A 13489-nucleotide genomic window follows, 5' to 3' on the forward strand; every position below is an offset into this window, starting at 1 on the left:
CACCGCTTCGAGCACCTGAAGCCCTGCCGATGGCCAAGAACTGCTCTTCGGACATCGGCTGCGCGTCGCTGAAGATGGCTGTCGTCATGGCGTCTCCCCTGCGATCGAGGTCAGACTCTCTCACAAAGACTAGTCTCATGCCAACTCTCCTCGCGACTACCTCGCCGGGCGCTCCCGGAGGAAGGCCAGCTCCTCGTCGAGGGTGGCGGACGGGGTCGAATCGATGCCCGGGAGGGTCGCGCCGATCAGGAGCAACGGGCGGGAGCGGTCGGACTGGGCGGCGGCCTCGGCCAGGCTGTGGTGGACGTAGACGTCGGTCGCGTCCTGGCGGTCGCCCAGGTAGCGCTCGGCGAACGGGGCCGGCAGGTCGTACCAGTCGGTGACCGGGGTGCGGGCCACGGCCCGGTGGAAGACCTCGGGGCGGCGCAGCACGGCCATCGCCGCGAGCCAGCCGCCCAGGCCCGTGCCGCGCACCGCGACCGAGGTCAGGTCGAGGTCCGGGTGCTTGCCCAGCAGGGCGTGCAGGGCGTCGACCTGGTCGGTCAGGGCGACGTCGCCGAGCCGGCGGTGGACCACCTTCTCGAAGCTGGGCGTCACCCCGGGCGTACCCCGGCTGTCGACGCTGACCACCGCGAAGCCGGCGTCCGCCCACCATTGCCGCTCCTGCCACGCGGCCGGGTCGGTCACCACCTGCTGGTGGCCGGTTCCCTCGCCCAGCGTGACCAGCACGGGGATCTTCGCGCCGCCGACGAAGCCCGCCGGATAGAGCACCGCCGCGGGAAGCCGCCGGTCGGTGACGCGTTCGAGGATCGGGCTCGGGTGGTAGGGGAGCGGCGCCGCGAGGTTGCGGAGGGTGGCGACGCGGGCGTCGCCGCGCCACACGGTGTCGTCGACGACCAGGACGTCGGCGGCGGCCTCGGCGCGATGCCAGCCGGGGGTCAAGCTGATCTTGCGGGCCTCGGCGCCGCCTCCTCCGAGAGACGTCCGTACGCGGAACACGGCCTGCGACGACGGATCGGTCTCGGTTCCCTCGACCACGAGATCGGGCGCCCCGGCCGGAGCGCCCTCCCGGGGCAGCGTCCCGACCACCCGCCGCACGTAGAGGCCGGGCGGGGTCAGCAGGCTTCCGTCGGCGAACAGGCAGCGCGCGTCGAAGCCGTCGTGCGCGAGCTCCCCGCCCACCAGCACCCGGCCGTCCGGCAGGTGCCGCGGCGTCCCGGCCACCGGCTCCACCCAGCGGGCGTCGGCGAGCTCGGCGTGCACCTGGGTCTCCCCGGTCCGGGGGTCGATCGCGAGCACCAGCCCGTGCTGCTGCATCCGGCGCAGGACGGTGATCAGCGGCCCGCCACCGTCGTCCCAGCGCACGTTCACCACGTACGGATAGGTCTCCCGGTCCCAATGCACATCCACCCAGCCCTCGTCGAGGTCGAGCAGGTGCAGGCTGGTCGCCCCGGCGGTGCGCGTGGCCAGGATCTGGTTCCCGTCCGGCGACCACCACCAGCCCCGCCGCCGGCCGAACTGGACCGCGGCCGGGTCGGGCACGCCCCACGAGATCAGGCCGCCGTGCTCCCGCCAGGCCGTCCCGGGCTCGCCCGCCAGCAGCCGGTCGCCGCCGGGACCGGCCACCCGCAGCGCCGCCGAGCCGCCGGCCGTGCTGACGTAGCCGATGCTGCGGCCGGTCGGGTCGGGGCGGGGATCCCGGACGGGGGTGGCGGTCGGCACCTCGGTGACGCCGCCCGCGACCAGGTCGGCGCGGAAGAGACGGCCGTCGCGCACGAAAGCGGCGACGCGGGCGTCCCGGTCCACGGCGTACGCGGGAATGGGTCCGTCCGCGATCTTCGCCTCGGCCCCGGTGGCCACCGTGAGGGTCCAGAGCGCCGCGGACGGGTCCTCGGGGCCGCCCGAGCGCAGGAAGGCCACCCGGCCGCCGTCGGAACCGATCGTCACGGCGTGCGGCGCGCCGTAGCGGAAGTGACCGGTGCGAGCGGCGAGTCCGGGGTAGTCCACCCGGACAGCATCGCTGATCAAGGCGGTATCCCGGGGCGCAAACTCGCAGCCGGGTTGCAAAAGGGCGCCCGGTGCCCCGCGTACAGTTGCGCGCGTGACAGACGCCCTGCCCGCACGCCGCCTGCTGCTGGTGCACGCCCACCCCGACGACGAGGTCACCGGCACCGGCGCGACGATGGCCCACTACGCCGCCTCCGGCGCGCACGTGACGCTCGTGACCTGCACCCTCGGCGAGGAGGGCGAGATACACGTCCCCGAGCTGGCCCAGCTCGAGGCGAAGCAGGCCGACCAGCTCGGCGGCTACCGGCTGACCGAGCTCGCCCGCTCCTGCGCCGCCCTCGGCGTGACCGACCACCGGGTCCTCGGCGGCCCGGGGCGGTACCGCGACTCCGGCATGATGGGCCTGCCGACCAACGAGCATCCCCGGGCGTTCTGGGGCGCCGATCTGGACGAGGCGGCGGCCCATCTCCTCGAGATCATTCGCGAGATCCGGCCGCAGGTCATGATCACGTACGACGAGAACGGCTTCTACGGTCATCCGGACCACATCCAGGCCCACCGGGTCGCCATGCGCGCGGCCGAGCTGGCCGGTCCCGACGGCCCGCAGAAGATCTACTGGACCGCGATGCCGCTGAGTGTCCTGCGCGAGGGCATGGAGGCGTTCCGCGGGCTCGACGACAACCCGTTCGCCGACGTGGAAAAGGTCGAGGACCTGCCGTTCGGGCACACCGACGAAGAGATCGCGGCCCGGATGGACGGCACCGACCACTACCAGGCGAAGATGGCGGCCATGCGGGCGCACGCCACCCAGATCCCGGACAACTCCTGGCTCTACGGCATCGCCGGCGACTTCGGCGGTGAGTTCATGGGCGTGGAGTACTTCATGCTGGCCAAGGGCGAGCGCGGCGCCGGCGAGGGCCCGCACAACTGGGAGAGCGACCTGTTCAGCGGCCTCGAGGTCGGCGAGCGCGCGATAGCGGACTCGGCCACGAGATGACCGAGGCGCCCGTCACCGAGCCGGTCACCGAGCCGGCGCAGAAGCCGAGCGGCTGGGAACCGGTGATCCGGGCCGGCGGGGTGATCGTCGCGGTGGTCGCGGCCGTCGTGACCGGCGCGCTCGAGCTGCTGCTCACCACGCTGCGCTGGGGCGACCTCGGCACGATCTGGCGCGGCGACGCGATCGGCTCCGGCCGCGGCCCGGTGATCGGGCTGTCGATCCTGCTCGCGGTGGTGGCGAACTGGGCCATCGCCTGGTTCGCGGTCAGCACCACCGGGCGGCGCTGGGCGATGGGGCCGCCATGGGCGCTCTGGACGCTGATGATGCTGTTCGCGGCCGGGGTGCGCACGCACGAGGGCGACTACCTGCTCGGCGGCGAGGACTGGGTCGCGCTCGTGATGATCCTGGTCGGCAGCCTGACGTTCGCCGTCTACTCGTACCGCATGATCCTCAAGCGCATTCCCCGCGATTAGCAGCAGACTCCCAGGCTTCCCCGAGGTACGCGTGGCGCGTCATCCGCAAAGATGGCCGTCGGGTCCAGCGCCGGACGTTCACCCGGCGTTAGGATCCCGAGCCACCATCCGTTGCGTCCCCGGGAGGACGAAATGAGGCAGCAGCGCTGGTTCGCGCCCGTGGCGCTGGCGGTCGGGCTGTTCGCGATCAACGTGGTGGCCCGCCTGATCATCCGCCTCTGGTTCGACGGCGACGACTCGGCCGAGAGCCGCACCACCCTGGTCATGTTCGGGGTGATCGGCCTGACGCTCGCCGTCTGGACCTTCTTCGCCAGTCAACGCAAACGGCCGAGCGACTGGCTGCTGCCCGACCTCGTGTTCGGCGCCGTCGGCGGCATGCTCCTGACCGTCCTGGTCGGACCGTTCATCAGCGGTGGCGAGCCGTTCAAGAGCGGCGCCGGCGACTTCTTCTCGCAGATCTGGCTGTACGCCGGCTTCGCGATCGTCGGCACGCTGCTGGGCTACTGGCTGGCCGTGATGCTCGGCCGCGACTACCGGTCGCGCTCGCTCAAGGCCTACACCGAGACGCGCGCCGCGAAGCCGCGCAAGGTCGTTCGCCGCTAGGACGCCTGGGCGACGGGAGCTTCCCGGGTCAGGTACGTGTGGTGGGTGCTGAAGCCCACCCGGCCGTAGAGCGCGACCGCGGCCGTGTTCCGCTCCTCCACCTGGAGGTAGGCGCGGGTGCTGCCGCGCTGCGTCGCCCACTGGGCCAGGCCGCGCACCACCTGCTGGGCGATGCCGCGCCGGCGGGCGGCGGGCGCGGTCTGCAGCAGCGAGACGCCGAGCCAGCGGCCCGGGCCGGTCACCGCGCCGCGGGCCACCGCGATCAGCTCGCCGCCGGCGTCGCGGACGTGGGCGAAGACGACCTCGGGCACGCCGGTGAGGATGCGGTGCGCGGCCGGCGGCAGGTCGCCCTTGTGCTCGGCGACCATCTCGTACCACTCGTCGCCGGGCGCGTCGGCGAGATCGACCGGCGGCAGGTCGGCCTGGGCCGGCACCGCGGCCAGCAGGGCGGCGATCGACGTGGTCTGCACCAGGGTGAGCGGCCGCGCTGTCCAGCCGCGGTCGTCGAGGGCGGCGCTGACCGGGGCGGCCAGCGGCATCGGCGCGTTGATCAGCGGTTGCTGGCCATGTGCGGAATACCACTCGGCCACCGCGTCGATGGCGGCCTCGAGCGTCCGGTCGGGGTCGCCCACCGCCAGGGCCGAGTTGGCCCGGCCCGTCCAGTTCCCGGCCGCCCGCAGGATCCATCCGCCCAGGTGGGACTGGATCGGGGCGGGCCACGCGTCGTTGGCCGCGAGCTCGAGGGCGATGACGTCGGCGGCCGGCGGGCGACGGGCGGCCGGGACGCGTTTGGCCCGGTGAACCTCGCCCAGCGGCACCCGCAGCGTGCCCTTGTCGGTGGCGATCGTGAGATCCGTCTCGGTGAGGGCGACCAGCTCTCCCAGGGCATCCGAATACAGCGTTCGTTCCGGCGATACGCCTACAATCCGGCGTACCACCACCCGGTGTCCCACATCCTGCCGACGGAGCACGTGTCACCTCCTCCGGCGGAGATACTAGGCTCTGCAACTGTCGCCGGCGGATCCGCGGCGTGGCTTTGGAGGGAAAGACCCGTGACCTACATCATCGCTGAGCCCTGCGTCGATGTGCTCGACAAGGCATGCATCGAAGAATGCCCGGTCGACTGCATCTACGAGGGCAACCGGATGCTCTACATCCACCCCGATGAGTGTGTGGACTGCGGTGCGTGCGAGCCGGTCTGCCCGGTCGAGGCGATCTTCTACGAGGACGACGTGCCCGACCAGTGGAAGGACTACACGAACGCGAACTACGAGTTCTTCGAGGACCTGGGTTCGCCGGGCGGCGCCGCCAAGAAGGGCAAGATCGACAAGGACACGCCGTTCGTGGCCGCGCAGCCGCCCCGGGGCGAGAGCTGAGCGCTCTCGCGTCGGCCCTGCCGGATTTCCCCTGGGACCTGCTGGAGCCGGCGAAGGCCAAGGCCGCCGCGCATCCCGGCGGGATCGTCGACCTGTCGGTCGGCACCCCGGTCGATCCGGTCCCCGAGCTGATCCGCGCCGCGCTCGCGGACGCGTCGGACGCGCCGGGCTACCCGCTCACCGCGGGCACCCCGGCGCTCCGCGCGGCGATCGCGGGGTGGCTGGCCCGGGCCTGCAACGCCTCGGGCGAGCTCGGCGTGCTGCCCACGATCGGCTCCAAGGAGCTGGTCGCGTGGCTGCCCACGCTGCTCGGCGTCCGCTCCGGCGACGTCGTGGTGATCCCGTCGGTCTGCTACCCGACGTACGAGGTCGGCGGCCTGCTCGCCGGCGCGACCGTGGTCCGGTCGGACTCGCTGACCGCCCTCGGTCCCGACCGCCGGGTCAAGCTGATCTGGATCAACTCGCCGTCCAACCCGACCGGCAAGGTGCTCCCGGTCGAGCACCTGCGCAAGGTCGTCGCCTGGGCGCGCGAGCGGGGCGTGACCGTGGTCAGCGACGAGTGCTACCTGGCGCTCGGCTGGGAGACCCGGCCGGTGTCGGTGCTCGACGACGCGGTCACCGGCGGCGACTACACCGGCGTGCTCGCCGTGCACTCGCTCTCGAAGCGGTCGAACCTGGCCGGCTACCGCGCCGGCTTCCTCGGCGGCGACCCGGCGCTCGTCGCCGGCCTGCTCGCGGTCCGCAAGCACGCCGGCATGATCGTGCCGGCGCCGGTGCAGGCCGCGATGATCGCCGCGCTCGGCGACGAGGCGCACGTCGACCGGCAGCGGGAGCTCTACGGCGCCCGGCGCGACATCTTGCGCATCGCTTTGGTGAAGGCGGGATTCGAGATCAGTCAATCCGAGGCCGGGCTCTACCTGTGGGCGAGCCGGGGCGAGGACTGCTGGCAGACCGTCGACGGCCTCGCCGAGAAGGGCATCCTCGCAGCTCCGGGCGTGTTCTACGGCCCCGCCGCGGCACGGCACGTGCGCATCGCATTGACCGCGACGGACGAACGGGTGGCCGCGGCCGCTTCCCGGTTGACCTGATACCGGGGTTTCGTCGTGTCGACGCCCATCGTTACCCTCATGGGTGCGATGCAGGATGACGACGCTGCGGGGAGGCGGTCGTGGCTGACGGGGTGCGCGTCGAGACCGACGGGCTTAACAAGTTCTCCAACCAGGTGCAGAACGATACGAGCGCGACGCTCGACGCCGGCTATTCGCGGGCGAGCGTCGATCTCTCGCAGGGCGTGACGTTCGGCGCCGCGAACGCGAGCGGCGGCGTGCACGCGGCCAAGCAGCGGTACGTGGACGCGCTCATCGCGCACACGAACAACGTGCACGCCTACATGGACGCGGCGCGGATCCTGGCCGACGCGGCGTCCAAGGTCGCCGCGGCCGTCCAGGAGACCGACGGGCGGGCCGGCCAGCGGGCCGACGAGGTGCGCGGGCTGATGTCGCAGGCGGTGACGGACTCGCGGAAGCGACAGGCCGAGATCGACGGCCGCCCGTACGGAGGGGGGAGGGCGGTATGAGCGACCCGGTGCTGACCAGCAGCTGGTGCACGAACTGGGGTGCGTACAACACGCCCCGGCTCTGGTCGATGGTGATGGACGAGGACGAGAACGCCGGCCGTGACCAGGTGAGCGCCTGGCGCACGCTGGCCGGCTCGGTGCGCAGCCAGCGCACGGCGCTGCTGACCGCCCGCGCCGACCTGGTGGCCGCCTGGCCCCCGGAGGAGAACGCGTCGTCGGCCGCCTTCGTCAACGAGCTCGACATCCTGATCGCGAAGCTCGACACGGCCTCGGCCGACGCCGACTCGACCGGCAGCGGCCTCGACAACATCGTGACCGCGATCCAGAAGGCGAAGACGACGATCCAGCCGCTCTGGGACAAGTACAAGGACAAGAGCGACGACTGGGTCCCGAACTGGTGGGACCACGCCGAGGACGACATCGACAAGGACGCCCGCAACGCGATGATCACCGCGGAGCAGGCGGTCGAGGACTCGGTGGCCCAGCTCAAGGTGCCCGAGGCGTACTCGCTGAACATCGACGGCGGGAGCATCGACGAGCCGCCGGGCGGCGATCCGCCGGGCGGCGGCGGTGGCAAGACCGGCGGGTCGGGTTCGCGCGGGATCACGGCCGAGGTGCCGCACAACCCGCCCCCGCAGCTGCCCGGCCACGACGCCACGCTGCCCGACGGCGACCAGGGCGGCAGCGTGGACGGCCCGGGCGATCTCGGCGGCGGCGGGAGCGTCGGCGGCGGCGGCGGCTCGGTCGGTGGCGGCGGGGTGGGCAGTGTCGGCGGCGGCGGGAGCGTCTCCGGCGGAGGCCCCGACCTGGCCGGCGTGATCACTCCGGGGCAGCCCCCGGCCGTGGGCGGCGGTGGCGGCACCCTGCCGACAACCGGCATCGGCGGTGGCGGCGGCACGCTGCCCACCCCCGGCATCGGCGGTGGCGGTGGCGGCGGCGGGTACGTGCCCGGCCTGATGCCGACCGGCGGCGGTGGCACCCCGATCTCGGCCGGCGGCGGCCGCGGCGGCAGCCTTCGTCCGGGCGGCCGGCTCGGCGGGACCATCGGCGAGCCCGGCGCGGCCGGCGGCCGCGGTGGCGGCATGCCGATGGGCGCGGGCGGCGGCGGCCTCGGCGGTCGCGGTGGCGGCGTCGGCGGCCGGGGTGGCCGGCTCGGCGGCGGCATCGGCGAGCCCGGTGGCGGTCGCGGCGGTCGCGCCGGCCTCGGCGCGGCCGGCGAGGGTGCCGGCGGGCGGGGCGGACGCGCCACGAAGCCGGCCCGGCCCCCGTGGCTGCCGAACGACGAGGTCGGCGCCAACCGCGCCGGCCCGGGCATGAACGGGATGCCGGGCCGCGGCGGCCGGCGCGCGGGCGGCCGCGAGGACGACTACGACTTCGACCCGGACAACCCGTGGGAGGTCGCCGAGGGCGTGAACCCGGTGATCGCCCCGTCGTCGGACAACCCCCGGCACGACCCGGGCCCGAACGTGATCGGTTGGCGGTAGTGATCCGATCCCTGCGGACGGGCGGCGCGGCACTCGGCGCCGCCCTTCTCGTGGCCCTGCTGCCGGGCACGCCGGCCCGGGCCGACGCCCAGCGGGCCGCACAGTGGTATTTCGGCCCGATGAAGCTCGCCGAGGCCCAGGAGCTGGGCAAGGGCGGCGAGGGCGTGATCGTCGCCGTGCTCGACAGCGGTGTCGACAAGACCCATCAGGACCTGCGCGGCGCGACCTTGCCCGGGTGGAACACGGCCCGCAAGGTCCCCGACGACAACCTCGACACCTGGCCGCACGGCACCGGCATCGCGACGCTGATCGCGGGCCGGGGCCACGGCAGCGGCGACGGCCTGCTCGGCGTCGCCCCGCGCAGCAAGGTGATGTCGGTGAGCCCGACCGAGGAACCGGGGGTGGCGGCCGACGGCATCCGCTGGGCGATCGCGCACGGCGCCAAGGTCATCAACATGTCGTTCACCATCGGCCACGGCGACGACATCATGCAGAAGGCGGTCAACGAGGCGGCCGCCGCCGACGTGGTGCTGGTCGCCGGCTCGGGCAACGACCCCGGGCCGGTCCAGATGCCGGCGAAGCTCGACAACGTGCTCGCGGTCGGCTCGGTGGACCGCAACAACAAGGTCGCCGACTTCTCCGCGTACGGACCGGAGCTCGACCTCGTCGCCTACGGCACGCAGATGACCGTCGCCCGGCCGCACAACAAATACGTCGTGGCCCAGGGAACCAGCGACTCGACCGCGCTGGTCTCCGGAATCGCCGCCCTGATGAGGGCGAAGTACCCGGACATGTCGGCGGCCGAGGTCGTCGACCGGCTCACCCGCACGGCGACCGACCGGGGTCCGAAGGGGCGCGACGACAAATACGGCTACGGCCAGCTCGACGCCATCGCCGCCCTGACCGCGCCCCGCACGCCACCGAGCGCCGCGGCGACCACCACCAAGCCGGCCGACTCCGACGTCAACGCCCAGGGACCGGCCGCGGCCCCGCCGGCCAGCACGGACACCGGCCTTCCGGCCTGGCTGTTCCCGGTCGCGATCCTCGCGCTGCTGCTGATCATCGTGCTCGTCGTCGTCCTGATCGTGAGGCTGCGCCGCCGGACGTCCTGATCGAGCGCCACGGGATTGGCACGAACGAACGCATTCGTGGGGTCGAATGCGCACACCGCCGTGCGTTACTCTCAGTGCCGCTCAGATCTGGGGGGATCGACGGTGCATTCATCCGTCCAAGCGGACCGGAGCGACGACGCGCGCGTGGGGGACGTGCGCCGATTCGTGACCGAAGTAGAGACAATGGCGATCCGGCTCGACCGGATCACCGGCCCGGACCGTACGGGCACGGCGTTTGCCGTGGTCGACGCCGTGGGCCGGTTTCTGGACGTCAGCCTGCTTCCGGGGTGGCCGGCGTCGCTGGGTCCGGCGCGGGTGGCCGCCGGCCTGCTCGAGGCGTTGGAGACCGCTCGGCTCAAGGCCGCGCTGGTTCCGATGATCTTGCGTCGGCTCGGCCACGCTGCGTTACCGGCCGTGGCGGAAGAGGTGCCCGCGTCGCTGCCGCCGGTGGCCGACGAAGGCTTCCTCGACGCCGCCCGCGGCCGGATCGCCGAGGCCTACCGGCTGATCGACGACGCCGACAAGAGGCTGCGCGAACAGCAGGCGGCCCGGGTCATCGCCGGCCCGCGCGGCCTGTTCCGCCTGCACGTGCGGGGCAGCCGGATCGACGGCGCCGAGGTCGCGGCGGGGCTGACCGTGGCCGACACCGACCGGCTGGTGGCCGACGCCCGCGAGGCGCTGACCGAGCTGACCCGGGTCCGCTGGGAGTCGTGATGGCCGACCACGACCCCATGGCCGACCACGATTTCGCCGCCGCCGGGTCGGCCATGCGGGCGCAGGCCAAGAGCTGGGACGACCTGGCCGACACGATGGCCCGGGCGCACGGCCGGGTCGCCTACCTGGCGCTGCACCCGAGCGCGTTCTCGGTGGTCGACCCGGGCGAGGCGCCGGCCGCACGCGGGCTGGCCGAGGCGTGGGCGGCCAGCCACGACCGCCTCGCCGGCCTGCTCGAACAGGCCGGCGACGAGTTCGACCGGATGGCCCGGGCGCTGCGCGCGTCGGCCGAGCGGTACGACGAGGGCGACCAGGCCGTCGCCGATCGGATGCGCGGGGTGTGGGGATGACGATCGAGCAGGGGCTCGGCGCGTTCCGGGAGGCGGCCGACCTGGTGCAGGAGGCGTCGGCGAAACTGCCGGGCGCCTGGCAGCGGCTGGTCGACGCCCTGCACGACCTGCTGCATCGGGCGCATCGGCTGGGCGCCGATCCGGTGTGGGCGGCGATCGCGGGCACCTACGACGCGGAGGTCCACCGGGCGATCACCACCGCCGACGCCTGGGTGGCCCGGATGAGCCCGGCCGTCGACGCGCTGGTCGAGACGCTGGCCAAGACGGCGGCGCGGTCGGTGCCGGTGCTGGCGCTCTTCGACTCGGCGATCACGCTGGGCGCCGCCGCCCAGCATCTGTCGGGGCTGTCCGCCGACATGACCGGCCGGGGCGAGCTCGAGACCTGGAGCGGACGGGCCCGGGAGGCGTACGACCGGCGGGTCCACGAGCAGGCCGGCGCGGCCGACGCGGCGGCGGTCGAGGTCGCGGCCTCGGCTCGCTGGCTGGCCGGGATCGGGGCGGCCAACATCGCGTACGTCACGAACGTCGGCCATCTCGGCGCCGACCTGATCGCGAGGTTCGCCGCCGCCGCGGTCGAGGCCGGCGCCGCGGCGGCCGGCGACGTCTCCCGCCTGGTGACCACGCTCGACCGGATCGGCGATCACCTGGAGGGAGCCCAGCAGCGCCTCGCCGGCTGGGCCCGCGACCTCCAGGACCACTTCGCCGCCACGCTGGCGCGCGCCGACGTGCCCGCGTTCGGGGCGTGGCCCTCGGCGGCCACCATGGCCTAGCGTCGACGCCATGCAGCCGACGATTCTGGTCCGCGGTGAGGCGAGCCGCGAGGTGCCGCCCGAGCTGGCCGTCTTCAGCGTCTCGGTGTCGGTCCGCGGGAAGGACAAGGACGCGGTGCTGGCCCGACTCACCGAGAGCTCGGCGGTGCTGCGCTCCCTGCTGGACGGCTACGGCGAGGCGATCGAGCGCCGGGAGACCGGTGGCTTCCAGGTCTATCCCGATTTCAAGCGCGCCGGCGAGCGGCCCGTGGCGTACGTCGGCACCATCGACACCTCGGTGACCGTGAGCGACTTCGGGGTTCTCGGCGAGATGCTGCCGCGCCTCGCCGGGTTGGCCGAGGCCTCGATCCACGGCCCGTGGTGGCAGCTGCGGCGCGGCAGCAAGGCCGGCGCCGACGTGCGGAAGGCCGCGATCGCCGACGCGCTCGACCGCGCCCGGGAGTACGCCGCGGCCGTCGGCAGCCGCATCGACAAGCTGGTGGAGATCTCCGACGAGGTCGCCGGCGGCGGAGGCGGCATCATGGCGATCTCCGCGCGGTCGGTGGCCTACGACGCCGCGCCGGTCCTTCAGCTCGACCCGCAGCGCCAGACCGTACAGGCGTCGGTGCTGGTGAAGGTGACCATCACCGAGCCGGATCTGACGGAATAAACCACACGCCCGGGCATGATCCGTAAGACTCGGCACCATGCCCAAGGGTCGCCGCGACGTCCTGCTGCGGGTGGCGAACGTCAACCCGGACAGCGTGATCACCCACACCGACCGGGTGCTGTATTCGGCGGTCGGCGCCTTCATCCTGCTGTACCTCGTGTACGCCACGGTCGGCGGCGCCGCCTTCATCGACGCCAGCTCCGACTACGCGCACCCCTGGTACCGCTGGCTGGTCGGCCCGCTGGTGGCGGCCGGGGTGGTCGCGTTCGACCGGGCGGTGGTCGGCCGGGTGTCGATCAGCTACGACAAGCTCGACTCCACCGACCCGCGCGAGTTCCTGCGCAAGCCCACCCTCGGCCTCTACGTGAGCCGCCTCGGCCTCGCGATCCTGTTCGCCGCGATCATCACCGAGCCGCTGATGCTCGCCCGCTACCAGGGCGAGATCGACGCGCGGCTCAACGAGGTGCACAACCAGCAGCTCAGCCGCATCGACACCGACGGCGTGATCGGCACCTGGACGGCCCGGCTCGACCAGCTCAAAGAACAAACGGACAACGACGATGCGGCCGTACGCGATCTGAGCGCCCGCGCCGCCCAGAAGCGCTCCGATGCCCGGCTGCTCTACCAGCAGGCCGTCGACGACTCGGCCGGCGACGGCGTCTCCCGCTCGACCGGCTGCCCGCGCGGCGGCTACTGCGCCACGCTCGTGAGCCGTTCCCGCAGCCTCGACGACCAGGCCGCCGCGCTCGACCGGCAGGCCGGGGCGCTGCTCGACACCCAGCGGTCCGCCCGCGACGCCCGCGCCGCCGAGCAGGCCTCGCTTACCCGGCAGGTCGAGGACCAGCGGCTGGCCAACAGCCGGGCGATCCGGGCCGACTCCGGCTTCGGCGCCCGCACGGCCGCCATGTGGCACCTGGTCACCGCCGACTTCTGGGGCGTCGGCATCTTCTACCTGGGCATCACGCTGCTGCTGGTCGCGCTCGACTGCGCCGCGGTCGGGCTCAAGTTCGTCTCGCGCGGCAACGCCTACGAGCGCAACGAGGCCCGGATCGCGCGGCGCCGCGAGCACGAGGCGGCCCTGCTGCACGAGCGGGAGATCCACGACGCGCGGACGTACGGGGCGGCGATGGCCAAGGTGATCGCCGAGGGCATCGAGGCGGCCAGCAACGACGAGCGGGTGGCCCGGGAGTCGGCCGAGCGCGCGAGCGAGGTGCTGCGGACGGCCGTGGTCGTTCCCGACGAGATCCTCCGGCTGACCGCCCACCCGGCCGGCCGCCACCGCCGGGCGCCCGTGATCCTCACCGAGGACGACGTGCGCGCGCTCCCGGCGGGCGGCCGGCACTTCCACGAGCTGGCCGCCGAGACCGACCAGGTCTAG

Annotated in this window: 15 protein-coding genes; 13 read left to right on the forward strand and 2 right to left on the reverse strand. The window is 73.4% G+C overall.

Annotation, left to right across the window (positions count from 1 at the left end; all coding sequences use genetic code 11):
• Window positions 1-156: 156 nt before the first annotated feature.
• Window positions 157-1947 carry a S9 family peptidase gene (locus ACZ6TB_RS32855; protein ID WP_465561494.1) on the reverse strand — a complete coding sequence of 597 codons (1791 nt, stop codon included), beginning with the start codon at window positions 1945-1947 and terminating at the stop codon, window positions 157-159.
• 154 nt (window positions 1948-2101) lie between these two features.
• On the opposite strand from ACZ6TB_RS32855, the gene mshB reads away from it, so the two are divergent.
• From mshB to ACZ6TB_RS32870, 3 genes are all read left to right on the forward strand, one after another.
• Window positions 2102-3004 (forward strand): N-acetyl-1-D-myo-inositol-2-amino-2-deoxy-alpha-D-glucopyranoside deacetylase, encoded by a 903-nt coding sequence (gene mshB / locus ACZ6TB_RS32860; RefSeq protein WP_465560986.1) that lies wholly within the window; start codon window positions 2102-2104, stop codon window positions 3002-3004.
• Window positions 3001-3477 (forward strand): hypothetical protein, encoded by a 477-nt coding sequence (locus tag ACZ6TB_RS32865; protein WP_465560989.1) that lies wholly within the window; start codon window positions 3001-3003, stop codon window positions 3475-3477. The genes mshB and ACZ6TB_RS32865 overlap by 4 nt, the downstream gene beginning before the upstream one ends.
• A gap of 132 nt (window positions 3478-3609) precedes the next feature.
• Window positions 3610-4080, forward strand: a complete 471-nt coding sequence (locus tag ACZ6TB_RS32870) for a hypothetical protein (RefSeq protein WP_465560992.1) — start codon at window positions 3610-3612, stop codon at window positions 4078-4080.
• Here ACZ6TB_RS32870 and ACZ6TB_RS32875 read toward each other — a convergent pair.
• Window positions 4077-5051 carry a GNAT family N-acetyltransferase gene (locus tag ACZ6TB_RS32875; RefSeq protein ID WP_465560995.1) on the reverse strand — a complete coding sequence of 325 codons (975 nt, stop codon included), beginning with the start codon at window positions 5049-5051 and terminating at the stop codon, window positions 4077-4079. The genes ACZ6TB_RS32870 and ACZ6TB_RS32875 overlap by 4 nt on opposite strands.
• An 81-nt stretch (window positions 5052-5132) precedes the next feature.
• Between ACZ6TB_RS32875 and fdxA the strand changes: the two genes are divergently transcribed.
• From fdxA to ACZ6TB_RS32925, 10 genes are all read left to right on the forward strand, one after another.
• Window positions 5133-5456 carry a ferredoxin gene (gene fdxA / locus ACZ6TB_RS32880; RefSeq protein ID WP_465560998.1) on the forward strand — a complete coding sequence of 108 codons (324 nt, stop codon included), beginning with the start codon at window positions 5133-5135 and terminating at the stop codon, window positions 5454-5456.
• Window positions 5453-6544, forward strand: a complete 1092-nt coding sequence (gene dapC, locus ACZ6TB_RS32885; RefSeq protein WP_465561495.1) for a succinyldiaminopimelate transaminase — start codon at window positions 5453-5455, stop codon at window positions 6542-6544. The genes fdxA and dapC overlap by 4 nt, the downstream gene beginning before the upstream one ends.
• A gap of 80 nt (window positions 6545-6624) precedes the next feature.
• A complete protein-coding gene (locus tag ACZ6TB_RS32890; RefSeq protein WP_465561001.1) occupies window positions 6625-7032 on the forward strand; it encodes a hypothetical protein in 408 nt (135 codons plus the stop codon).
• A complete protein-coding gene (locus ACZ6TB_RS32895) occupies window positions 7029-8516 on the forward strand; it encodes a hypothetical protein (RefSeq protein WP_465561003.1) in 1488 nt (495 codons plus the stop codon). The genes ACZ6TB_RS32890 and ACZ6TB_RS32895 overlap by 4 nt, the downstream gene beginning before the upstream one ends.
• A complete protein-coding gene (locus ACZ6TB_RS32900) occupies window positions 8516-9628 on the forward strand; it encodes a S8 family peptidase (RefSeq protein ID WP_465561006.1) in 1113 nt (370 codons plus the stop codon). The genes ACZ6TB_RS32895 and ACZ6TB_RS32900 overlap by 1 nt, the downstream gene beginning before the upstream one ends.
• 183 nt (window positions 9629-9811) lie before the next feature.
• Entirely contained in the window at window positions 9812-10342 is a 531-nt protein-coding gene (locus tag ACZ6TB_RS32905; protein WP_465561008.1) for a hypothetical protein, read from the forward strand.
• Window positions 10342-10692, forward strand: a complete 351-nt coding sequence (locus ACZ6TB_RS32910) for a hypothetical protein (protein ID WP_465561011.1) — start codon at window positions 10342-10344, stop codon at window positions 10690-10692. Before ACZ6TB_RS32905 ends, ACZ6TB_RS32910 begins: the two co-directional genes overlap by 1 nt.
• Window positions 10689-11462 carry a hypothetical protein gene (locus tag ACZ6TB_RS32915; protein ID WP_465561013.1) on the forward strand — a complete coding sequence of 258 codons (774 nt, stop codon included), beginning with the start codon at window positions 10689-10691 and terminating at the stop codon, window positions 11460-11462. The genes ACZ6TB_RS32910 and ACZ6TB_RS32915 overlap by 4 nt, the downstream gene beginning before the upstream one ends.
• A gap of 10 nt (window positions 11463-11472) precedes the next feature.
• A complete protein-coding gene (locus ACZ6TB_RS32920) occupies window positions 11473-12111 on the forward strand; it encodes an SIMPL domain-containing protein (RefSeq protein WP_465561016.1) in 639 nt (212 codons plus the stop codon).
• A gap of 37 nt (window positions 12112-12148) precedes the next feature.
• Window positions 12149-13489: a DUF4407 domain-containing protein gene (locus ACZ6TB_RS32925; protein ID WP_465561017.1), complete on the forward strand. Its 1341-nt coding sequence runs from the start codon at window positions 12149-12151 to the stop codon at window positions 13487-13489.

It is taken from the genome of Actinoplanes sp. NPDC051537 (genome assembly GCF_055586105.1).